Source organism: Vibrio metoecus, from assembly GCF_009665255.1.
GTDB lineage: Bacteria > Pseudomonadota > Gammaproteobacteria > Enterobacterales > Vibrionaceae > Vibrio > Vibrio metoecus_B.
In genome coordinates this window covers 503765-527660 of sequence record NZ_CP035687.1, presented here as the reverse complement: position 1 = coordinate 527660, position 23896 = coordinate 503765, and the positions used below count along the sequence as shown (strand labels likewise).

Genomic DNA, 23896 nt, shown 5'->3' with positions numbered 1-23896 from the left:
GGGTTGCTCGCAGGGAAAAATAAGCCCCTGCATTACCAAGAAAAAAGGGATAAAAAGTTGGCATTGAGTTTGCCAATCTCTGTCACACATGATTTCACCCAACCTAATATGGCTGTGACGTTTAGCAATGCAGTCGATAAAAAGCGAACAAGGAAAATGGGATGGCTAGGTTACAGTTTCAATTGCAAGTGGATGGCCTTGATGATGAATCGTTAGTCGTACGCGGATTTGAAGGTCAAGAATCCCTGTCTGATAGTGTGTGGTGTAAGCAACCCTGCTACGGTTTCCGTTATCAGATTGATCTCGCGAGCGCGTATGTTGATTTAACAGCCGAACAATTTGTTGATCAAACAGCCCATCTCACCATTCTGCGTGATGGGCAAGTGGTGCAGCAAATAAACGGTATTGTGCGTCAATTCAGCAAAGGGGATACCGGCCATCGACATACTTTCTATTCATTAACGCTAGTTCCTGCGTTGGAAAGGCTTTCTCTGCGTAGTAATAGCCGTATTTTTCAGCAGCAAACAGTACCGGAAATTATCTCCATTTTACTGCAAGAGATGGGGATTGAAGATTATGCATTTGCCCTCAAGCGTGAGTGCGCCCAGCGTGAGTTTTGTGTACAGTATCGTGAAACGGATTTGCAGTTTTTACACCGTATCGCCGCTGAAGAAGGCTTGGTTTACAGCCACCTACACGAAGCGCAGAAACACACGCTACTGTTTACCGACAGCACTGATAATCAGCCAAAGTTAACCAAGCCAGTACCTTATAACGCCTTGGCGGGTGGGCAGATCAATATTCCTTATATTGTTGATCTTAAATTAAAAACTACCGCGCAAGTCAGCCATGCCGAACTTAAAGATTACAGCTTTAAAAAGCCTGCTTACGGATTTACTCAGCGCACGCAGGGCAAAGACATCGCTTATCAGCAGCCAAATTATGAGTATTTTGATGCTCCGGGACGCTACAAAGACGATGCAAATGGCAAAGCCTTTAGCCAAATTCGCTTAGAGTATTTACGCCGCGATGCTTTGCTTGCTGATGCGAAGAGTGACGAACCTTTGCTATTGGCGGGAGTGCGTTTTGACTTGCAAGATCACCTTGATCCCGCAATGAATCGAGATTGGCTCGTGGTACAAGCCAATCACCAAGGGACTCAGCCACAAGCATTACAAGAAGAAGGCGGCTCAGGCGCTACCACTTACAGCAATCAGCTAAAACTTATCCCTGCTCACATCACTTGGCGAGCAAGGCCTTGTGCTAAGCCGCAAGTGGATGGTCCCATGATCGCCACCGTAGTTGGGCCACAAGGTGAAGAGATTTATTGCGATAACTTTGGTCGCGTGAAAGTGCATTTCCCGTGGGATCGCTACTCAAGTAGCAATGAGAAAAGCTCTTGCTGGGTGCGAGTGGCACAAGAATGGGCAGGTAGCCAATACGGTAGTATGGCGATTCCGCGAGTTGGCCATGAAGTGATTGTTTCGTTCCTGAATGGCGATCCGGATCAACCCATTATCACGGGTCGTACGTATCATGCGACCAATACCGCGCCTTACGCCTTGCCTGACCACAAAACCAAAACCGTGCTGCGCACTGAGACTCACCAAGGGCAAGGCTACAACGAACTGAGTTTTGAGGATCAAGCGGGCAGCGAACAGATTTTGCTGCATGCACAAAAAGATTGGGATGCGTTGATTGAGCATAATCACACCGAAGTGATTCGCCACGATCAACATCTCACCGTGGACAATGATTGCTTTACCCGCATTCAGCGCAACCAACATTTAACGGTTGAAGGTGAAGTCCGTAGTAAAATCGCACTCGATAGCAGTCATGAAGTCGGCGCGTCACTACAACACAAAGTCGGGCAACGCATTGCTGTCGAGGCGGGTAAAGAGATTTCACTCAAAAGCGGCGCAAAAATCGTGGTTGAAGCCGGAGCGGAGTTAACCCTAAAAGCAGGGGGCAGCTTTGTAAAAGTCGATGCAGGTGGCGTGCACTTAGTCGGTCCTGCCATTAACCTAAACGCGGGCGGCAGTGCAGGCTGCGGTAGCGCTTATGGTGGGCAATTAGCGGCAGCACCAAGAATGTTAGCGCAAGCTAAACCAGTAGCAGAATTGGTTCAGCCGGATATTGCTGCCTCAATGCAATCAGGCGCGGCGCGTGTTATTGATGTGGCATCACTCCCCACTATGATGCCGAGTTCAGCCAATAACACGGCAAATGATGCGCCTGTGGCCGAAGAGAAAACACCGGAGCGAATTTTAAAATCCGATCTTCTCAAACCATCCGATGAGTTAGAGAAACTCGCCAAGCGACAAGCCAGTGCTTATCGTCAAGGTAATAACAGCGATGAGGTTAAGTTACTACAAGAAGCGCTCATAAAACTGGGGTTTGATCTCGGGAAAGCAGGAGCTGATGGTGACTTTGGTGGCAAAACTAAAACCGCGATTGAGCAGTTTCAGAAAAGCTATCAACCAAGCCACCAAACCCACCTGTCTTACAGCATTGGCGCTGTTGACGGTATTGTCGGCAAAGGTACACTACTGGCACTAGACGAAGCCTTGATGGATGGGTGGGTGTATGAAAGTCCCCGATTCCCGATGACTCTGGTTAATGGAGAATTAGTACCAATAGAGTTTCTCAATTTTTATAATGGTGATGAAATCGAAGAGTCTGATTATGAGAAAGCTGCAAGAGAATTAAATTGTGAGGTGGCTGCAATTAAAGCTGTAGCAAAAACTGAAACAGGCTCTTATGGTGCATATTTTAATTTTGGACAAGGTGATGATGATGTTCCCGCTATATTGTTTGAAAGACATCATTTTCATAAATATACAAACGGAAAATATGACATGTATGAAGACATATCGAATCCTATCGCTGGTGGCTACGGAACTATATCAACGCAGTATTCTAAATTAATGAAGGCATATGCTCTCGATAAAAGAGCAGCATTAAAATCCGTGTCTTGGGGTAAATTTCAGATCTTAGCATCGAATTATGTAGAAGCAGGGTATTCAAGTCCAGAAGATTTTATTCTAGACATAAGTAAATCTGAGAAAAATCAACTGAAATCATTTGTTAACTTCATTAAGTCTGATAAGGTTTTACTTAGTTCTATACGCTCTAAAAACTGGCTTTCATTCGCCAAAAGATATAATGGTCCAAGACAGAAAGGTTATGATTTGAAAATGGAGAAAAATTACAATGACCTATTATAAATTTATTACACTGTTGTCAGTTTTATATTGTGGCTCATCATTTGGAAATGAATTGTATTTTTCTTGTGATACAAAAAAGGGAACAGTTTTTCTGGAGGAAAGTCAAGGTGTACTTAGTTACACTTTAGTAAGAGATAAAAAAAATGAGATTGTCTTTGAGTCAAAAGGTGATGGATTTTTAGGCTTTAAATATAATCATTACTCAAGGTTTCAAACCGACTATTTCAATGTTTCATTTATTAATTTAGATTACAAATATACTATCTTCAGTAATTATGAGAGCAATCAGGAAAAACGTGGAATAATTGTTGCTAATATAAACAACAAAAAAGAATCAAATTACGAATGTGAAACTGTACATATCGATCGCCTTAGTGATCTATCAACAAAGTTAGCTTGTGACACTGATTCTGCACTTGGCTGTGATTAAATAAAATTTATTGTAAACTTTACTCCCAGAGCCAAATGTGCTCTGGGGTTTTTCCTTCTCACAGCACACAATATTTAGCGTACGAACCCGCTTCTTTGGCTGTCCAGTCACCTTTGGATTTCTCATCCATATCTTCGCACCAAGATTTGCTACCGACTTCGTTGTTGAAAATGCAGTGTTTGGCGAAGTCGAGCGTGTCTTGAGTATTCCACTCGCTTTTTGGTTTTTCGCGCATATCTTCACACCAAGCTTTGCTGCCCACTTCGGTACAAGCTGAAAGCGTTAGCGCACTCAATATTACTAATAGAGTGTTTTTCATTCGATCCTCATTTACTGCTTTAGTTTGTTGGCATCACTATACCGATCCATGAGGCCGCTGTGTTAAATCAGCGCGAAAAGATTGTGTTGTCTCGAATTGAATTCATTCAGTTGCGTATGTGAAGCGTCATTTTGCTGATCGTTTTCACACTCTGTGGATTTGTCGCGTGCAAACTTAATTGAGTAAACTATTATGTCATCGAAACGTTTCGATGTGCATTTTTTCGCCAATTGAAGGTGATGCTGTCGTTATTCAAACGTGAATCAATAAAAGGTATCACCATGAAAAAAAGTACCCTACTAAACTCTGAACTCTCTTACTTGGTGGCAACACTCGGCCATACCGATGAAATCACGATCTGTGATGCTGGGCTGCCAATCCCTGATGAAGTGACGCGTATTGATCTCGCGCTGACTCACGGGGTGCCTTCTTTTTTGGAAACGGTGCGGGTGATTTTGTCTGAATCGCAGATTGAAAGTGTCATCGTGGCACAAGAGTTTGCTCAAGTAAGTCCGGTGTTGCATGAAGCCTTATGTCGCGAGCTGAAAGAAGAAGAACAGTTGTGCGGTAAGCCAATTGCTATCCAATACATCAGCCATGAAGCGTTTAAACAACGCACCTTGCAAAGCCGCGCGGTAGTGCGCACCGGTGAATGTACACCTTACGCTAATGTGATTTTCCAAGCGGGTGTCGTGTTTTAACCACGCCTAACCATGGAGTAAACACTATGACTCAAGCAATTTTAGCCCTGAGCCAAATTGAAAAAGCGTTCCCTGGCGTGAAAGCTTTGGACAAAGCGAGCCTGAATGTCTATCCGGGGCGGGTAATGGCGTTAATGGGTGAGAACGGCGCAGGCAAATCAACCTTGATGAAAGTGCTGACCGGCATCTACAGCAAAGATGCAGGAAGCATCGAGTATCAAGGCCAACCTGTGAGTTTTAAAGGCCCACGAGATTCGCAACTGGCGGGCATCAGCATTATTCACCAAGAGCTCAACCTGATCCCGCAGCTGACGATTGCGGAAAATATTTTCCTTGGCCGTGAAATGACGTCACCTCTTGGGCGCATTTTGTGGGATGAAATGTACCGCAAAGCCGATCAACTGCTCGCGCGTTTGAATGTAAAACACAGTGCCAAAACCTTGCTCGGTGATCTGAGCTTGGGTGAGCAGCAGATGGTAGAAATTGCCAAAGCGCTGTCGTTTGAATCGAAAGTCATCATCATGGATGAACCGACCGATGCGCTGACCGATACCGAAACTGAATCGCTGTTCAATGTCATTAATGAACTGCGCGAACAAGGCTGCGGCATTGTGTATATCTCACACCGTTTGAAAGAGATTTTTGAGATTTGTGACGACATCACCGTACTGCGTGACGGCAAATTTATTGGTGAGTGCCGCGTGTGCGATACCAATGAAGATGGCCTGATTGAGATGATGGTTGGCCGTAAACTGGAAGAACAGTACCCACGCATTGCTGCGCAGCAAGGTGACATCAGCCTTGAGGTGATTGGCCTAACTGGCTCGGGTGTGCACGATGTCAGCTTTACGCTTAAAAAAGGCGAAATTCTTGGTGTCTCTGGCCTGATGGGGGCTGGACGCACTGAACTGATGAAGGTGATTTATGGCGCGCTGCCTTCGGAGTGTGGCGTGATTAACCTCAACGGGCGCACGGTTAACCCAGTCAGCCCGCAAGATGGTTTGGCCAATGGTATCGCTTATATTTCTGAAGATCGTAAAGGCGATGGCTTGGTACTAGGCCTTTCGGTGAAAGAGAACATGTCACTTTGCGCGCTCGATCGGCTGAGCAATGGCATGCAAATTCGTCATGCCGATGAAGTGATTGCTGTGGATGACTTTATTCGTTTGTTCAACATCAAAACCCCAAGTCGAGATCAAATTATTGGCAATCTTTCTGGGGGCAATCAGCAGAAAGTGGCGATCGCTAAAGGACTGATGACCAAACCCAAAGTACTGATTTTGGACGAACCGACTCGCGGCGTTGACGTCGGTGCGAAAAAAGAGATCTACCAACTGATCAACCAATTCAAAGCTGAAGGTATGAGTATCATTTTAGTCTCCTCAGAAATGCCAGAAGTACTTGGCATGAGTGATCGCATTCTAGTGATGCATGAAGGGCGCATTAGCGGCGAGTTTATGGCGAGCGAAGCCGATCAAGAGAAATTAATGGCGTGTGCGGTAGGGCGTAACCCTGCTCACGCAGCATGAAACAAGGATACAGCATGAGTACCCGAACCATGACTAATACGACATCTGATAACCGTAAAAAACTGCTCAGCAAAGAGTGGTTGATTGAACAAAAATCGCTGATCGCACTGCTGTTTTTAGTGGTTGTCGTCTCTTTCTTAAACCCGAATTTTTTCACGGTTGATAACTTACTGAATATTCTGCGCCAAACTTCGGTCAACGCGATCATCGCGGTGGGTATGACCTTGGTCATCTTAACCGCAGGGATTGATTTGAGCGTCGGTTCGGTGCTCGCCTTGTGTGGTGCTTTCGCTGCAAGTTTGATTGCGATGGAAGTGCCGGTTTTGCTGGCTGTACCGACGGCTTTGCTGGCTGGCGCAGCGTTGGGTGCGATTAGCGGCATCATCATTGCAAAAGGCAAAGTGCAGGCGTTTATTGCCACTCTAGTCACCATGACGCTGCTGCGCGGCGTGACCATGGTGTACACCGATGGTCGTCCTATTTCGACCGGATTTACCGATACGGCGGACACCTTTGCGTGGTTCGGTACTGGCTACGCGTTGGGCATTCCGGTTCCGGTATGGCTGATGGTAGTGGTGTTTGCCGGCGCTTGGTATCTACTCAATCACACTCGCTTTGGCCGCTATGTGTATGCGGTGGGCGGTAACGAATCGGCGACTCGCCTTTCAGGTATCAACGTAGATCGCGTCAAAATCGGCGTGTATGCCATCTGCGGTTTACTGGCTGCCCTGGCGGGCATCATCGTCACTTCACGCCTTTCTTCTGCGCAACCCACTGCGGGTATGGGCTATGAATTGGATGCGATTGCGGCTGTCGTGCTCGGTGGCACCAGTTTGATGGGCGGCAAAGGTCGCATCATGGGCACGCTGATCGGCGCTCTCATCATCGGATTTTTAAACAACGCATTGAACTTGCTCGATGTTTCCTCCTACTACCAAATGATTGCGAAAGCTGTGGTTATTTTGCTGGCGGTCTTGGTAGACAACAAAAATAAATAAAACGTGAATCCGCCTCGACAGGGCAAGGGCTGCGAGGCTAAACCAAAAAGGACTATGAGAATGAAAAAACTGACCACTCTTATCTCTGCTGCTCTACTTTCCACTTCGGTTTCTTTTGCTGCGCAAGCGCAAGATACCGTGGCGATTGTACTTTCAACGCTGAATAACCCGTTTTTCGTGACCATGAAGGATGGAGCCGAAGCGAAAGCCAAAGAACTTGGCTACAACCTGATTGTGCTGGATTCGCAAAATGACCCAAGCAAAGAGCTTTCAAACGTGGAAGACCTCACCGTGCGCGGCGTGAAAGCGATTCTGATCAACCCGACTGATTCGGATGCGGTTTCTAACGCGATTCGTATCGCGAACCGCTCAAAGATCCCAGTGCTGACGCTTGACCGTGGCGCAAGCCGTGGTGAGGTAGTGAGCCACATCGCTTCTGATAACGTAGTCGGCGGTGAAATGGCAGGCCATTTTATTGAAGAGAAGATTGGTAGCGATGCCAAAGTGATCCAATTGGAAGGCATCGCCGGAACTTCTGCGGCTCGTGAGCGTGGTGAAGGTTTCATGAATGCAGTGAAAGGCAGCAAGATGCAACTGCTGGCTAGCCAACCTGCGGATTTCGACCGCACTAAAGGTTTGAACGTGATGGAAAACCTACTGGCAGCGAACCCAGATGTTCAAGCGGTTTTCGCGCAAAACGATGAAATGGCGTTGGGCGCACTGCGTGCAATTCAAGCGTCAGGTAAGTCTGTGATGATTGTTGGCTTTGATGGCACTGATGATGGCATTGCAGCGGTAGAGCGCGGTCAATTAGCAGCCACTGTTGCACAGCAGCCAGACATGATTGGCGCGATTGGTATTGAAACTGCCGACAAAATGCTCAAGGGTGAAAAAGTGGAAGCTTACATCCCAGTCGCTCTGAAAGTGATTGCAAAATAATCTCCTCTTTCCCTCCTCACATGAGGAGGGAAAACCGAGCGGTTTACTGGTTTTATTTTCCTCGTTTACCCAAAGAATAAAGAGGGTATCAGCCATTAAACCACTCTGTTTTTCCTCATCAATACAAAGGATAACCGTATGAATAAGTTGGTGGTTCTGGGTAGCGTCAATGCAGACCATGTGCTGCAAGTGCCTTCATTTCCTCGCCCCGGAGAAACCCTACACGGGCGCAATTATCAAGTCATTCCGGGCGGAAAAGGGGCAAACCAAGCCGTTGCCGCCGCGCGTATGCAAGCGGATGTCGGTTTCATTGCCTGTGTTGGCGATGATTCGTTTGGCATTAATATTCGTGAAAGTTTTAAGCTAGATGGCATTAATACGGTGGGCGTGAAGCTGCAACCGAACTGCCCAACCGGTATTGCGATGATTCAAGTCTCTGACAGTGGTGAGAACAGCATCTGTATTTCTGCAGAAGCCAATGCCAAGCTGACGGCCGCTGCTATTGAGCCCGATCTTACGGCGATTCGTGATGCACGTTATCTGCTGATGCAACTGGAAACACCGCTTGATGGCATTTTAAAAGCAGCGCAAGAAGCCAAAGCGGCCAAAACCAATGTGATTCTTAACCCTGCACCAGCCCGTGAACTGCCTGATGAGTTGCTGAAGTGTGTAGATTTGATCACGCCGAATGAAACCGAAGCGGAAGTGCTCACCGGAATTACGGTCTCGGATGATGCCAGCGCGCAGCAAGCGGCGGACGCTTTACACTGTAAAGGCATCGAGATTGTGATCATTACCCTTGGCTCAAAGGGCGTGTGGCTGAGTCAAAATGGTCGCGGGAAACGAATTCCCGGTTTTGTGGTGAAAGCCACGGACACCACCGCCGCAGGTGATACCTTTAACGGTGCATTGGTGACTAGCTTGTTGCAAGAAATGCCTCTAGAATCAGCCATTAAGTTTGCCCATGCTGCTGCCGCAATTTCGGTAACACGCTTTGGTGCACAAACCTCGATTCCCACTCGTGCGGAAGTTGATGCCTTTTTAGCAGAACACTCATAGGAGAAAACACATGGCCACCATGAAGGATATCGCTCGACTTGCTGGCGTCTCCACTTCAACCGTAAGCCATGTGATCAATAAGAGTCGTTTTGTGAGTGATGAAATTGCTGAGCGGGTGAATAACGCCGCTCAGCAACTCAATTACGCCCCCTCCGCCCTCGCGCGTAGCCTCAAAATGAACCGCACCAAAACCATTGGTATGTTAGTGACCACCTCGACCAACCCATTTTTTGGTGAAGTGGTAAAAGGCGTAGAGCGCAGCTGTTATCACCAAGGCTACAACCTAATCTTGTGCAATACCGAAGGCGATAACCAACGCATGAAAGCCAGCATCAATACCTTGCTGCAAAAGCGTGTTGATGGTTTATTGTTGATGTGTTCAACCCTTGAGGGAGAACGGTTGGATGTGTTTGATCGTTATCCCGATATTCCTGTTGTCGTGATGGACTGGGGCCCAATCCTGTTTGCCAGTGACAAAATTCAAGACAACTCACTGCAAGGCGGCTACATGGCGGCCAAACATCTGATTGAGTGTGGACACAGAGAAATTGGTTGTATCACTGGGCCTTTGATTCGTCATCAAGCGCAAATGCGTTATGAAGGTTACAAACGTGCGCTCGCGGAAGCGGGAATTGCCATTAATCCAGATTGGATTGTGGAATCTGACTTCGAATGTGAAGGTGGCTACCAAGCTTTTGAAAAGCTGTACGAGCGTGGAAAACTGCCAAGCGCACTGTTTGTGTGTAATGACATGATGGCGATGGGGGTGATTCAAGCGGCTAACCAGCGAGGTTTGCGAATCCCTGATGCTCTCTCCCTGATTGGTTACGATGATGTGCATATTGCTAAATTTATGACCCCTGCTTTAACCACCATCCATCAACCCAAATACCGCCTCGGCAAAGCCGCTGTAGATACCCTGCTTTATCGGTTGGAAAATCCAGACACCACTGCGCAAGTTGTACAGTTAGAGCCGACTTTAGTGGTGCGTAGTAGTGTGTGTTCCTTAAATAAGTGAGATTAGCCTCGCATAGCGGATACATTTTATTTACTTTTTTACTTCTTTAGTAACAAGAGTCAGTTGACTCCTATTTGAGTGACAGCATACTTTATAGCGATATTTTTTCATTTCTCTATTCAGGGATGCACATGAGCGAAAGTCATCGCTACTACACCATATTGGATTCACTACCGGATCATATCTTTATCTTTTCAGAATCAGGACGATATGTGGATGTCTTTGGTGGTGCAGAAAATGAAACAGGTTTTGATTGTAAAGATTTTATCGGACGTCATCTGCATGACATTCTGCCTAGCGAGATGGCCGATGAGTTTCTTGGTTATATCAATCGAGCATTGAACGCAAATACAACCCAAAGAGTGAAGTATAAGTTTGAAGAGGAGCAGATGATTGAGCTACCCGCTCATGTTCCTAAGCCTATGCAGATCTGGTTTGAAGGCATTATAAAACCTTTACCTTTATTAGAAGGGGAGGAGAGAACCGTCATTTGGACTGCGAAAAATATTACTCAACAGCAAATGCTAGAGCAGCGGCTAAAAATATTATCCGAGATGGATACATTAACCGAAGTACATAATCGTCGTTCATTTTCTTCTTTACTTTCTCAAGCGATAAAAGAATATGATATTTATGGAGTACCTTTCTCACTTATTTTATTCGATATAGATAAATTTAAATGGGTCAATGATACTCTTGGGCATCCTGCAGGTGACGATGTTATTAAATATGTTGTGAAAGTGATTCAACAAGAACTTCACTTGACTGATGTTATTGGTCGCTTAGGTGGTGAAGAATTTGGAATCATTCTTCGAGATTCTAATCATGACAAAGCATTTAAAGTTGCCGAGAAGTTGCGTATCCGCTTAGCGGAAACTATGTGTGAATTAGAGACCTGTTCTGTAAGAGTAACGATTAGCCTTGGTGTGACTCAGATTATGCCAAACGACAGTAGTATGCGCCATTTAATTTCAAGAGCTGATAAAGCGATGTATTACTCAAAAATGCATGGACGTAATCAGACATGCTGTTATGAGACTCAACTTCAAGCAAGAGATACGTAACTCAATCCATTAGATAATTAATGATTGCTATCGTGAATTAATTTTTAACTAAGAAATGGTTATTTAAAAATAAAGTGACTACACCATAGTATATTGTTGTTTAATTTCCATCCTAGTTTTCATTTTTGATTAAAACAGTGCATTACTTTCATCGCTTCACTTTTTCTAATCCGGTTAGACGTCTCTATTAGATCTTATTTTTGAGGTATTCATCAACCCAAGAGGACAAATGTCCTCTCGCTTTCCTCATATTGTTCCTTATAGTGTGGCAAGTCATAACAATGAGAGATAGAACAAATGGATCTGATGACTTTTTTTGATATTAACCACACCCTAGTCAATATTCCGATCGGTGGCGGATATGCCATGTCGTGGATTGAAGCGGTGGGAACACTGTTTGGTTTGCTGTGTATCTGGTTTGCGAGCCAAGAAAAAACCATTAACTACTTGTTTGGCCTGATTAATGTCACGCTGTTTGCGGTGATTTTTTATCAGATCCAACTGTATGGCATCTTGTTGCTCCAGCTGTTTTTCTTCTGCGCCAACATTTATGGCTGGTATGCGTGGACTCGCCCGAATGCTCAAGGGGATACGCTCGTTGTGCGTTGGATGAGCCGTCAAAAATTGCTGCTCACGGCATGCATTAGCGTGATCAGCATTATCTTGATGACCATTTACATCGATCCGGTGTTCTTTTCTTTAGCCAATATTACCGTTGATGTATTGAATCTGTTCGGCGCACAGTTGGATCGCCCAGTGTTATCTCCGGATGCTTTCCCATTCTGGGATGCGACGATGACAGTACTTTCGGTGATGGCGCAGATTTTGATGACGCGTAAATACGTGGAAAACTGGATTCTGTGGGTAGTCATCAACATCATCAGTGTCGGAATTTATGCGGCGCAAGGTGTGTATGCCCTCTCTATTGAATACGCGATTTTGCTGTTCATTGCCGCCAATGGCACCCGAGCTTGGATGCAAACCGCTCGCCATAATGCAGAAAAAAACCTGACCAATGAGGCAACTGCATGATCATTCAACCTCACATTCATGTTGCTCAAGTTGCGCCACGTGTTGTGGTCTGCGGTGAGCCGAATCGTGCGAACCGTATTGCCAGCTTGTTGAATAACGCAGAGCTTGTCGCTGAAAACCGCGAATACCGCTTATTCAGTGGTGAGTTCGAAGGGCAGCCGATCACCGTATGCAGCACAGGGATTGGTGCGCCATCCATGATCATCGCGGTGGAAGAGCTAGCGCGAAGTGGTGCAAAAGCCATTGTGCGAGTAGGTTCTGCAGGCGCAATGCAGTCAGAAATCGGATTAGGTGAACTGATTTTGGTGGAAGGTGCAGTACGTGATGAGGGCGGTTCAAAGGCATATATTGGCGCCGCTTATCCGGCTTACTCAAGCTTTGAATTGGTGCTGGAGATGCAACGCTTTTTAGCTGAGCAGTCAGTACCGACTCACCGAGGTATTGTTCGCTCGCATGACAGCTTTTATACCGATGAAGAAGCAGAACTGTGCCGTTATTGGCATCGCAAAGGGATTCTTGCGGCGGATATGGAAACCTCTGCGCTACTCACGGTTGGCCGTTTACGCGGGTTACAGGTCGCTTCCGTTCTCAATAATGTGGTGTTGTATGAGCAAGATGTGCAAGCGGGCGTGAATCAATACGTCAATGCTGATCAAAGAATGATGCAGGGCGAAACGCTGGCTGCACGTGCTGCTTTGCATGCATTAAACGCACTTAAATTCCAATCTTCTTAAGGTGCATAATATGGCCTCGCTCAATGAACGGTATTTTTCGTTGGGTGAGGCATCACCGTAGAGCTTCGCCTAAGTGCAAAAAACAGGTAGCCTATGCCCATGTGAATCGAATCTCAAAACGCTATGCAACTTACCGCTAACACTACCGGCCGTTTTTCAGGCTATTTGAATGCGCAACTGCCTGCGTTTCGTCTGGCGTTGTCTCAGTGCCAAATCGCGACAAAAAGGTTTGATGCGGGTGAAGCGCTGTTGCAGCAAGGCCAACCTGTTGAGTTTCTATATGTGGTGTCTTGTGGTCGAGTTTCGATGAATATTCTGGCGGCCAATGGACGCCGTTTTCAACTCGGTGAAGTGCAGTGCGACGATCACCTTTTTGGCGAGATGGAGTTTTTTACCGCCATGTCTTGTCAGTGGAATGTGGTGGCCGAAGAGCCGATTCAAGCGGCGGTCATTTGTGCTCAGAAGCTGCAAGAGTGCCTTGAACAGCAACCTGTGCTTAGCCTGTTTTTTGCCTCTGCTTTAGCGCAGGATTATCAAGAGTCGCTGGACATTTACACGCAGCGTTTGATGCATTCAATCAGTTTTAACATCGCACATGATCTGCTGCTCCAGCATGAAACCCGGGTCAATTTAGGTGGCTTTGAAAGGATGGAGCCAGAAGCGGAGCGCTTTGGTACATCGAGCCGAGTGTATCGCCGTGCTGTGAAAGAGTTGGTGGATAGGGGATTAGTCGAAAAAGGTGAGCGTGGACTCATCATCAAAGATCTTGAAGCTTTGCGTGCTTTTGTGGCCAGCTTTGAATAAGCGGGGTTATCCCCGCTATTCGCAGTTTAAAGCATTATTGATTTAAGAAAGCTACCGCTTTATCGGGGAAGTCAGTGAACAGACCATCCACCTTCACTTGGTTGTAGAACACATCCAACATCCCTTCGAAGCTATCTGCCCAAGGTGCAATGCGCCCTTTATCGGCTCGGAAGGTGTAGGGATGCACCACGAGGCCTGCATCTTTCGCTTGCTTCATCAACGGCTTAATAATGATGTTGTCTTTGGTTGAAGCATCATCCACCAACATAGGCTTCCACGGGCCGATGCCATCCGCATATTGCGCGACTTTGGCCATGCCGCCTTCGGCAAACATCCAGTCATAGTCATAGGGTGTGGCTTGGTCACCTTGATAAACCATAGTTTCATTCCAGTCGGTGTACGCCAGCAGCTGCACCAGATTGAGATCCATCTTCATCGCTGGCAGCAGATCATCATTAATGCGTTTTAGCTCGATAGGATCAAAACACTGCAGATAGATTTTGTCGTCTTTGCTGTCGTAACCATACTGCTTAAGCACTTTGAGGACTGCTTGAGAAATATCTTTGCCTTCGTGGCGGTGAAACCAAGGCGCTTTGATTTCAGGGTAGATACCAATGTTGTAACCCAGCGTTTTATTGAGCCCTTGGATCAGCTCAATTTCTTCTGCAAAAGTTGGGACGGTGAAATCACTTTTCCAGATCGGGAAACGGTCAGGAAAGCCGGCGACTTTGTTGCCTTGCGCATCAATATCAAACCCTTCTGTCACTCGCAGGGTTTTAATTTCAGCTAAGGTAAAGTCAATCGCGTAATAACGGCCATCGGCTCGTGCGCGGTTAGGGAAACGCTCCGCAACATCGGTGACGCGATCCAAATAGTGATCATGTAATACCACCAATTGATCGTCTTTGGTCATCACCACATCTTGCTCGATGTAATCCGGTTTCATCGCATAAGCCAGTGTTTTGGCTTCTAACGTATGTTCAGGTAAGTAGCCAGAGGCTCCACGGTGAGCAATCACTATTGGTTCTGCAGAAACAATGCTTGAAAATAGAGACGTTGAGCAGGCCAGAGCCAGCAGAGAAAGCGAGAATGGTTTTAGCATCATGAAATCCTTTTTTGTTACTCCCCATAGGTGCTGAACATGTCATTTATGTTAGTTGGGGATATTGAATAGCCGCGCTCCTAATCAGGCAAGAGCGCGGCGAGGGGGACAAGCTACACTGACGATGTTATTGCTTGATGACACACGCTCTTAAATGGTCGCTTGTTTAAGCTTATCGTTATGGTGAGCGCGTTCGCCAACGAAAGCGTAAATCAAGCAGAGCACTGAGAGTACACAAGAGGCAACCAAGACCATGAAGCCGCCGTCCCAACCGAAGTGGTCAACGGTGTAACCCAATACTGCGTTAGCTGCCACAGCACCACCTAAGTAACCAAAGAGACCAGTTAGACCTGCTGCGGTACCGGCGGCTTTCTTCGGCGCCAGTTCCAGAGCGTAAAGGCCAATCAACATCACAGGGCCGTAGATCAAAAAGCCAATCGCGACCAGAGCAGCCATATCTACCGCTGGGTTACCTGCTGGGTTGAACCAGTAAACCAGAACCGCAAGCGTCACCAACACCATGAACAGGATGCCCGCTGGCGCACGGCGGCCTTTAAACACTTTGTCGGAAATCCAACCACACAACAAAGTACCCGGAATGCCCGCCCACTCGTACAGGAAGTAAGCCCATGAAGATTTATCAACCGTGAAGTGTTTGGCTTCTTTGAGGTAAACCGGAGCCCAGTCAAGTACACCGTAGCGGATCAGGTAAACGAAGGCGTTAGCAATCGCAATCGACCACAGTAGTTTGTTGTTGAAGACATACTTAAAGAAGATCTCTTTCGCAGTCATCTCATTTTCATGTGATGTATCGTAATCATCGGGATAGTCGTTTTTGTACTCTTCAATCGGTGGCAGGCCACAAGATTGTGGTGTATCGCGCATGATGACCCAAGCAAAAATGGCAACCAGAACCGCAAAAAAAGCAGGTACATAGAATGCGGCACGCCAGTCGTCACTGAACATCCACAAGCCCAAAAGGAAGATCGGACCGATTAAACCACCACCGACGTTATGGGCGACGTTCCATACTGACACTATCTCGCCACGTTCTTTACGTGACCACCAGTGCACCATAGTACGGCCACAAGCAGGCCAACCCATACCTTGGAACCAGCCATTGAGGAACAGCAGGATAAACATCGCGGTGATACTGCCGGTTGCCCAAGGCATAAAACCAAAACAGAACATCACGATAGCTGAGAGCAGCAGACCCGCACTGAGGAAGTAACGAGGGTTCGAACGGTCTGAAACGTTGCCCATTAAAAATTTAGATAGACCATAAGCGATAGATACCGCACCGAGGGCGACCCCCAGATCTCCGCGGCTAAAACCTTGTTCGATCAGGTAAGGCATCGCCAAACTGAAGTTTTTACGGACTAGATAGTAACCGGCATACCCCACAAAAATACCGATAAAGAGTTGCCAACGAAGGCGTGAATAGACGCTGTCCACCTTATCGGATGGCAGCCGCTGCGTATGCGCAGCTGGTTTGAAGAGCTCGAACATAATGACCTCATTGTCTTTGGCGATGGTATTCCCCTGCAGATCGGTTGCGACGTTTTCAATACCGCTTCCAATCGTTTGGGTTGTATCTCCCTTTACGGTTTCTTGACTCAAAGAGAAGATTGAGTGTGAAAACGTAAAGAAAGGAGCGAACGAACAAACTTCTTTCGTTCGAAAGTGAGGCGATTGTTATGTTTATTAATTGTTATTACTGTGATTGATGTGGCACGTGAATTATTTTACTTATAAAAACAAATTGTAAATTTTCGTTTTTGTTGACTTTAATCGCAAAATTCATCGATTTGGAACAATTCCATAGGGTTTGTGCGGGTGAAATTTTCATCTGAAATCAAATGAAACTTTGCGAAAGTTAAATGTTTTCGTTAATCGGATAATGCAGAGGAAAGCGGGGAGTGGTGTTGTGAAGTGAAAAGGGTGGGGTGATGGCATTCCGTTGCCACCTCATGGTATTTAACTGCGACGGTTTTCACGTGATTGATACTGATAATCAACCTTCACTATGGCGCGGTATTGGACTGTACCACGTTGCTGAGAAAAGGCTTGAACTTGCACTTCACTGTTATCAATTTTTAAGGTTTTAGGTTGTAAAGCGGCATCTTGTAGTAAAAGCTCATTCGCCAGTTTTTGTGATGGCAGAGCTTTCAATTGATCCAGCTTTTGAAAACCAGCCACATAAGCTTGTTCCTGACTGGAATACACGCCCGCATATAATGTGCGCTCATTATGATTCGTTTCGAGACCAGCAAAGGCACCTGCACTAACGACTAAGGTAGTCAGACCTAGAATAATTTTTTTCATGATGGTTTTCCTTTTGATTGAGTTAGCGACATCTCTTAGTAAGAAGATCTGCCCTTGTTTAAATAACACCGTTTCATCTTAACGTTCACTGTGTAAAGAGTCCGTCAGGAAGGGTAAAGCTTTTGAAAAAGTACGGTTGGAATTTTTGATATAGGGCTGTTTGGTGGTGGTTTTGTTGACACTGTTAGTCGTTAGCCAAATTTAATTCTGTCATGCACTTCAATTTAGTCGGCGTAACAGAGTTTGAAGTGACTCGAAGGCTTGGCGCAAGAGGCGGTTGTTACAAACGGGTGCTGGAAAGTAGTCAGCAAATTGATCATTTTTCTTTGGACTTTGAGTCGGAATTGACACGCTTTTTTCTGGTTATTGCTAGCTTTTGTTAGCCATTTGTAAACAAGAATGGCGATAAAGAATAAGTCAGGATCAACAAGGAAAAATCATGAAATATGGACTAAAAATCAGTGCGCTAGGCTCAGTCATGCTCGGGGCTTTGGCGGCTCCGCAGGTACAAGCACATGGCTGGGTGGAATTCCCAAGCGCAAGACAAAACACCTGTTACCTCGACGGCGGTTTTTGGGATAACGCCATTCCAAATCAAGCTTGTCAGGCGGCCTATGATGTTTCCGGCGCTTTTCCGTTTGTGCAGCGCAATGAAGTCTCGGCCAATGTGCAGCAGTATCGGGATATGGCCGCGGTAAAAGCGGTGGTGAAAGATGGCGAGCTCTGTTCGGCGGGCGATAAAGCCAAAGCGGGCTTGAATGTGCCTTCTGCCCATTGGCAAAAAACCGGAATCACCTTAGATGCCAATGGTCAAATTGAGGTCGTGTTCCATGCGGCAACGCCTCACAATCCCTCGTATTGGCAATTTTATTTAAGTAAAGCGAATTACGACCACACCAAGCCACTGACGTGGGATGACTTGGAATTGGTGGGCAGCTCGGATGATGTGGCCGCGGGAAGTGATAAGAAATACCGTTTCAAAGTCACCTTGCCACAAGATCGCAGCGGTGATGCGATTCTTTACACGCGCTGGCAGCGGGTAGATGCAGGTGGTGAAGGCTTTTATAACTGCAGTGACATCACCTTTGGCGGCGCTACCACGCCACCAGATCCGACTGACCCGACCGATCCGGCTAAGCTCACCGCTTTGGGTTATTACGTACCGCAAGGGTTTGGCCCTGTTGAAGTCGGAGACAGTGTTCGCTTGCGAACATTTGATGCGACAGGTATGGAAACGACAGATATTGCCTTGCCAATCCGTGCCAACAATTTGGAGACTTGGCCTGCCGAGCTAGCGGGTCAGTTTAATCAACTGAAAAACGGCGAATGGTTTATTGGTATTTGGCACCAAGAGATGAACCACTACATGTTTGATACGCAAAATCTGTACGCCAACCAAGTCTTTGCGCCAAACAGTAACCTCACTTACCGCTTATCGCTGACGAAGGGAGATACCACGCCACCGACTCAACCCGAAAATGCATGGGATAAGAGCAAGACTTATACCGCTGGCGCGGTCGTCACTCATAAAGGCAAGAGCTGGACTGCGCAGTGGTGGACACAAGGTGAAGAGCCGGGAACCACAGGCGAATGGGGTGTGTGGCGCTAAGCGCGCTGCCTCTTTGACGAACTGAGCGTTTATATGCGCTCAAAAGGCGCTGTCACTCGCCAAAACAGGTTGTCTCGTACAACCTGTTTTTCTTTTTAACCGAGCACGTTGCCGCTATTGGGCGGCGCGTAAGCGGATTTCAAAGCTCATGCCCGCATCGGGGTTATTCGTTGCCACGATACTGCCTTGCATATCTCGCAGGCTATTGGCGACAATCGCTAGGCCAAGCCCTAATCCTTCGCCCATTTTCTTGCTGGTTTGAAACGGCTCAAACATGGTGGTGAGAAGCTCAGGGGCAATCCCACAACCGTTGTCACTTACGCGCACGATCACTTGATCTTCTTCACTCACGGCGCTAATGCTGAGCTTCGGTTCTAAGGTTTGACTCATCGCATCTAACGCGTTCGACACCAAGTTACCGAGCACTTGGCGCAAGCGTTGCTCTTCTCCCATCACCAACGGCAGATCGCTAGAAAGCCGAACTCGAACATCCACCGGAGTTAAGCGTGCTTGATGAATGCGCAAAATCTCCTGTAACGCATCGGGCAGCGAGATGGCTTGCAAAGCATCGGGTCGATTGAACGCGAAGGATTTGAGTTGGGAGGTCATCGCCGCCATGCGATCAATCAAAGAATGCACCAGCTTAGTGTTGGCTTTGAGCAGTTGGGTTTCACCGCGCTCAAGGAGCAATTCGTTGCTCGAAAGTAGGGTGCGCAAACCGGTAAGGGGCTGATTGAGCTCATGGGTGATCGCACTTGACATACGACCCAGTGCGGCCATTTTGCTCGCTTCAATCAGCTCTTGTTGAGCGGATTTCAGCGCAGCGGTGCGCTCTTCTACTCGCTGTTGCAAATCGCGGTTGGCATTCTGAAGTGCGATTTCCGCCTTCTTGCGTTTACTGATATCAATCAGTGTCACCAAATAGTGGCGGCGATCTTTCCAACTGACCGCAATCAGGGAGAACAGCACCGGAAACAAACTGCCATCACTGCGTCGCGCGACCGTTTCCACGTTGGTGATGTCGGCCAGCTCTTGATGCTCGGTGAGATTTTTCAGCAGCAGTGGCACGGTGGCATTCGGGTTTCCAGTGTCAAACAGCGACCACGCTTGCAGCTGACGCACCATGCTTTCCGAGAGGCTAAAATAGCGCTTCGCCATCGGATTGATCTCTTCAATGCGGCCTTGTCCATCGATGAGCAGCAGCCCAACATGAGTTTTGTTGATCATATTGCGTTGTCGCTCTTCGGCCTCAAACAACACTTGTTGAATCTTGGCTTCACTGAGGCGCTTTTGATACTGCTCGTAACGCAGACGCATCAGTAATAGCAGCAATAATACGCCGACCATGGCACTGGTGCTGATCCAGTTAACCGTGGCATTAAGATTTTTAAGCGGCGTGAGGTAAGTGAGCGTCCAATTCAGATCATCCAGCGTGACGGATTGGGCAAGATAAGGCGCTTGTTCAACTTGCCACAGTGTTAGGCGTGTTCCATCAAATAAGCTACGCTTTTGCGCCGCTGCGACCACTTCGGGGTGAGTCGCTATCCAGTCTGCGCTGTAAACTGAACTGCTGGAGAGAAAATAATGGCGTTGAGCATTTTGAAAAAGGATTAACTCATCACTGGCAAACCATTGATCGGCAAGCACGTTTAAATCCACTTGTACGGCAACCGCGCCGACGATCTCGACATCCAGATAAACTGGTGCAGCAACAAAATAGGTGGGGGTGCTGCCAACGGATTTGGTGACAATCGAAATCCCTTCGCGCTGCTGCAAAATCTTATGGATGATGGCTTTGCCATCAGAGAGCTTCCAGTTTTCAGCATTTTTACTGGCCGTTAGCAGTGAACCGGAAAGCGTCAGTATGTACCAACCTTTGGTATTCGCGGCTTTATCGAGTTGCGCCAATTGTTGCTGTAATTGGGTTTGCGGGCGATCATCGCCCTGAAACAGTTTGAGCGTGTTGGCTTCATTGGTCATCAAGTAGGGCAAATGATAAAAGCGGCTTAAGGTACGCCGTACATCACTGATGTAATCGAGCAAACGCTGCTCGCCGTGGCGCTGCGCTTGCCCCAATTGCCAGTTTTCACTGACGGCATGCGAGCCCCATCGCACCGCGATCAGCAGTAAAATCACCAACACTATCCAACTTGCTTTATTGAGCTTCAAAACATTTCCCTATTTAAAACGAGCACCGAGCTTGACGGTTCAACTTAGCAACGAAAGCGATAAATGTTAATGACGGGTAACTCAGAAGTGAGAGGCGGCTCCTTTCCAAGCCAGACAAATTTGCTTACTTTAGCCGCACTATAAATAGAACAGAGAATAAAGCGTGGAAAGCCAACGGATTGCATTGATTGAGGACGACGACATCGTGCGCCAAGCCACAGGCCAGTGGTTACAACTGGCGGGGTTTGACGTGGAGATGTTTGCTGATGGTACATCCGCGTTAGCGGCGATTGAGCAGCAGAGTTTCGCGGCCGTGGTGAGTGATGTACGCCTGCCCGATACCGATGGATTGAGTCTGTTGGTGGCATTGAAAAATGTGCAATCGCTGATGCCAGTGATTTTGATCACTGGGCATGGCGATGTCGACATGGCGGTGAAAGCGCTGCATCAAGGCGCGTTCGATTTTATCGAGAAGCCATTTCAACCAGAACGCCTTGCCAACACGGTGGCGCAAGCGGTCAGTCAGTACCAAAACGCGCTGTCATCGCAGTCGCGTGCCCACTATCTTGCCTCTGCCAAAGGGTTAGAGCAGATCTTGATTGGGCAGTGTAAGTCGATTCAACTGCTGCGCGAGCAAATCGCCAAAGTGGCAGCGATGGATACCAATGTGATCATTTACGGCGAAACTGGCTGTGGCAAAGAGCTGGTGGCGCAGTGTCTGCATCAAGCCAGTGAGCGTCAGCGTGGTCAGTTTGTGGCGATCAACTGTGGCGCGATCCCAGAAAACTTGTTTGAAAGCGAACTGTTCGGCCATGAAGCGGGCGCATTTACCGGTGCGGTGAAGCGGCGGATTGGCAAGCTGGAATTGGCCGATAAAGGCACCCTGTTTCTGGATGAAATCGAGAGCATGCCGCTGGCCATGCAAGTGAAAGTGTTACGCGTGCTGCAAGATCATGTGGTGGAGCGGGTGGGCAGTAATCAGCCGATCACCATTGATCTGCGAGTTATTGCGGCAGCCAAAGAAGAGCTGCGGCAACATGCGGAATTTCGCCAAGATCTCTTTTACCGCCTCAATGTCGCGCAGCTCTATTTACCGCCGCTACGTGAGCGGGGGGAAGATATTTTGCTGCTGTTTGAACACTTTTGCGTACAAGTGAAACCGACTTGGCGCAGCCTGAGTGAAGCAGATCGGTTGGCGCTGCTTACTTATCGTTGGCCGGGTAACGTGCGCGAGCTGCGCAATGTCGCGCTGCGTTATGCGCTGGATGACACCATCAGTGTTGGGGAAATTCTGGTTTCACGTCCGGGAATGACCGAAGAAGAAGCCTCGGCGGGATTACCGCTTGCGATTCAAGTACATAATTTTGAACGTAAAGTGATCGCTCAGGCGCTGCATCGTCATCAAGGTAATATCAGTGAAGTGATGAAGGAGCTGGATTTGCCAAGGCGCACCCTGAATCAGAAAATGCAGAAGTTTGGTTTGATCCGCGGTGATTTTACTTCGCAGGAGGAATGAGCAAAATTTTGCTCATCACTTTTCAATGGTTTTTATTAACATCGATCACATTTAGTTAACCTTGCGTGATCGCTCTCCTGATTTTTGAGCCTAAAACACGCACGATGATCGGCGGTTTTTTGCTGATGTACTTGAGGCTCAATCAGCAAGATTTTGCTCATTTTTATCTGTTTTGAAAATTAATATCTTATAAAACAAAGGATTAATTTTTGGCATCTTCTTTGCTCTTACTGATATTGCTCATGCTGTACGTTTGGAAACGGTGCAGCATCGAAAAATAATCACAACATGGAGAGTCACGATGAAACAAAAGCGCCTTACGCAAACCCTATTAGCCGCCATCACTTCGTTTGGTTTAATCGGTGGAGCTTACGCAGCCGAAGAACGTAGCTATATTCTTGCCACCGCGTCAACCGGAGGAACCTATTACCCCGTAGGTGTAGCTCTGGCGACCCTGACCAAAGTCAAACTCACCCCGAGCTACCACTTTTCACTCTCCGCGATTAGCTCGGCCGGATCGGGTGAAAACGTGAAGTTGATGAACGATAACGAAGCCCAGTTCGCGATTTTACAAGGTTTGTACGGTGCTTGGGCATGGGCGGGCGAAGGCCCGTATGCGGAGCGTCAAAACCAATTGCGTTCCGTCTCTATGCTGTGGCAGAACGTGGAGCACTTTATTGTGCGCTCTGATCTCGCGTCAACAGGAACCATTGCCGATCTGGCCAGCATGAAAGGGAAAAAGTTTTCGATTGGTTCGAAGAACTCAGGCACGGAATTTTCGGGTCGGCAGATCATGAAAGGGATTGGTGTTGACCCTGATACCTTTAATCTGGCTTATTTGGGTTACGGCGGCAGTGCTAGTGCGCTGCAAAATGGCACCATTGACGGCATGAACACGCCAGCGGGTGTGCCCGTGGGCGCGGTGACTCAAGCTTTTGCAGCGATGGGCAACGACATCAAGATCCTCTCTTTCACTGATGAGCAGATCAAACAAGCCAACGGTAACTACAATTTGTGGACCAAGTTTGATATTCCGGCGAACACCTATCCGGGTGTCGATAAAACCATCACCACCATTGCTCAGCCGAACTTCCTCGCAGTGCGCACCGACATTTCGGAAGAGGATGTGTATCAGCTCACTAAAGCTATGTACGAGAACTTAGCTTTCCTACAAGGCATTCACAAAGCAACCAAAGATATGGCGATTGAAAAAGCCATCGAAGGCTTGCCAATGCCACTGCACGCCGGTGCGGCGCGTTACTACCAAGAAGTGGGGATTAAAATTCCAGCCCACTTGATGCCACAGTAAGTTCGGCTAACG

At 47.4% G+C, this 23896-nt stretch carries 20 protein-coding genes; 15 read left to right on the top strand and 5 right to left on the bottom strand.

Annotated features, from left to right (window positions below; genetic code table 11):
• Positions 1–161 precede the first annotated feature (161 nt).
• A complete protein-coding gene (gene tssI / locus EPB59_RS15875; protein WP_154173772.1) occupies positions 162–3227 on the top strand; it encodes a type VI secretion system tip protein TssI/VgrG in 3066 nt (1021 codons plus the stop codon).
• The gene (locus EPB59_RS15870; protein ID WP_154173770.1) at positions 3214–3657 is read left to right on the top strand and encodes a hypothetical protein; all 444 of its coding nucleotides are present in this window, start codon (positions 3214–3216) and stop codon (positions 3655–3657) included. Before tssI ends, EPB59_RS15870 begins: the two co-directional genes overlap by 14 nt.
• Before the next feature lie 58 nt (positions 3658–3715).
• Here the strand turns inward: EPB59_RS15870 and EPB59_RS15865 are convergent, their stop codons facing one another.
• Complete coding sequence (locus EPB59_RS15865; protein WP_055050116.1) at positions 3716–3976, bottom strand: DUF3012 domain-containing protein; 261 nt, start codon at positions 3974–3976, stop codon at positions 3716–3718.
• Positions 3977–4257: 281 nt separating this feature from the next.
• Here EPB59_RS15865 and rbsD point away from each other — a divergent pair, with 281 nt between their 5' ends.
• From rbsD to EPB59_RS15815, 10 genes are all read left to right on the top strand, one after another.
• Positions 4258–4677, top strand: coding sequence for a D-ribose pyranase (rbsD, locus tag EPB59_RS15860; RefSeq protein ID WP_154173768.1), 420 nt, complete (start codon positions 4258–4260; stop codon positions 4675–4677).
• 26 nt (positions 4678–4703) lie between these two features.
• On the top strand, positions 4704–6206 hold the full coding sequence (gene rbsA / locus EPB59_RS15855) for a ribose ABC transporter ATP-binding protein RbsA (RefSeq protein ID WP_154173766.1): 1503 nt from the start codon (positions 4704–4706) through the stop codon (positions 6204–6206).
• Positions 6207–6220: 14 nt separating this feature from the next.
• A complete protein-coding gene (gene rbsC / locus EPB59_RS15850) occupies positions 6221–7204 on the top strand; it encodes a ribose ABC transporter permease (protein ID WP_431355124.1) in 984 nt (327 codons plus the stop codon).
• 60 nt (positions 7205–7264) lie between these two features.
• On the top strand, positions 7265–8143 hold the full coding sequence (gene rbsB / locus EPB59_RS15845; RefSeq protein ID WP_069213207.1) for a ribose ABC transporter substrate-binding protein RbsB: 879 nt from the start codon (positions 7265–7267) through the stop codon (positions 8141–8143).
• 138 nt (positions 8144–8281) lie between these two features.
• Positions 8282–9202, top strand: coding sequence for a ribokinase (gene rbsK / locus EPB59_RS15840; RefSeq protein WP_154173762.1), 921 nt, complete (start codon positions 8282–8284; stop codon positions 9200–9202).
• 10 nt (positions 9203–9212) lie between these two features.
• Complete coding sequence (locus EPB59_RS15835) at positions 9213–10220, top strand: substrate-binding domain-containing protein (RefSeq protein WP_154173760.1); 1008 nt, start codon at positions 9213–9215, stop codon at positions 10218–10220.
• 131 nt (positions 10221–10351) lie between these two features.
• Positions 10352–11284, top strand: coding sequence for a GGDEF domain-containing protein (locus tag EPB59_RS15830; RefSeq protein ID WP_154173758.1), 933 nt, complete (start codon positions 10352–10354; stop codon positions 11282–11284).
• A 297-nt stretch (positions 11285–11581) separates the two neighbouring features.
• Positions 11582–12316, top strand: a complete 735-nt coding sequence (gene pnuC / locus EPB59_RS15825) for a nicotinamide riboside transporter PnuC (RefSeq protein ID WP_154173756.1) — start codon at positions 11582–11584, stop codon at positions 12314–12316.
• A complete protein-coding gene (locus tag EPB59_RS15820; protein ID WP_154173754.1) occupies positions 12313–13050 on the top strand; it encodes a nucleoside phosphorylase in 738 nt (245 codons plus the stop codon). The genes pnuC and EPB59_RS15820 overlap by 4 nt, the downstream gene beginning before the upstream one ends.
• 123 nt (positions 13051–13173) lie before the next feature.
• Positions 13174–13854: a Crp/Fnr family transcriptional regulator gene (locus EPB59_RS15815; RefSeq protein ID WP_154173752.1), complete on the top strand. Its 681-nt coding sequence runs from the start codon at positions 13174–13176 to the stop codon at positions 13852–13854.
• Positions 13855–13888: 34 nt separating this feature from the next.
• On the opposite strand, the gene glpQ is transcribed toward EPB59_RS15815, so the two are convergent.
• The 3 genes from glpQ to EPB59_RS15800 form a co-directional block, all read right to left on the bottom strand.
• Positions 13889–14959, bottom strand: a complete 1071-nt coding sequence (gene glpQ, locus EPB59_RS15810) for a glycerophosphodiester phosphodiesterase (RefSeq protein ID WP_431355123.1) — start codon at positions 14957–14959, stop codon at positions 13889–13891.
• Positions 14960–15106: 147 nt separating this feature from the next.
• Positions 15107–16465, bottom strand: coding sequence for a glycerol-3-phosphate transporter (glpT, locus tag EPB59_RS15805; protein WP_055050109.1), 1359 nt, complete (start codon positions 16463–16465; stop codon positions 15107–15109).
• A gap of 468 nt (positions 16466–16933) precedes the next feature.
• Positions 16934–17281, bottom strand: a complete 348-nt coding sequence (locus EPB59_RS15800; RefSeq protein ID WP_055029360.1) for a DUF3316 domain-containing protein — start codon at positions 17279–17281, stop codon at positions 16934–16936.
• Positions 17282–17720: 439 nt separating this feature from the next.
• Between EPB59_RS15800 and EPB59_RS15795 the strand changes: the two genes are divergently transcribed.
• Positions 17721–18890, top strand: a complete 1170-nt coding sequence (locus tag EPB59_RS15795; protein ID WP_154173748.1) for a lytic polysaccharide monooxygenase — start codon at positions 17721–17723, stop codon at positions 18888–18890.
• A gap of 114 nt (positions 18891–19004) precedes the next feature.
• Here EPB59_RS15795 and EPB59_RS15790 read toward each other — a convergent pair whose 3' ends face one another.
• Positions 19005–21059, bottom strand: coding sequence for a sensor histidine kinase (locus EPB59_RS15790; RefSeq protein ID WP_154173746.1), 2055 nt, complete (start codon positions 21057–21059; stop codon positions 19005–19007).
• Positions 21060–21222: 163 nt separating this feature from the next.
• Between EPB59_RS15790 and EPB59_RS15785 the strand changes: the two genes are divergently transcribed.
• Complete coding sequence (locus tag EPB59_RS15785; protein WP_154173744.1) at positions 21223–22575, top strand: sigma-54-dependent transcriptional regulator; 1353 nt, start codon at positions 21223–21225, stop codon at positions 22573–22575.
• A 301-nt stretch (positions 22576–22876) separates the two neighbouring features.
• Positions 22877–23884, top strand: a complete 1008-nt coding sequence (locus EPB59_RS15775; RefSeq protein ID WP_154173742.1) for a TAXI family TRAP transporter solute-binding subunit — start codon at positions 22877–22879, stop codon at positions 23882–23884.
• The last annotated feature ends 12 nt before the right edge of the window (positions 23885–23896 follow it).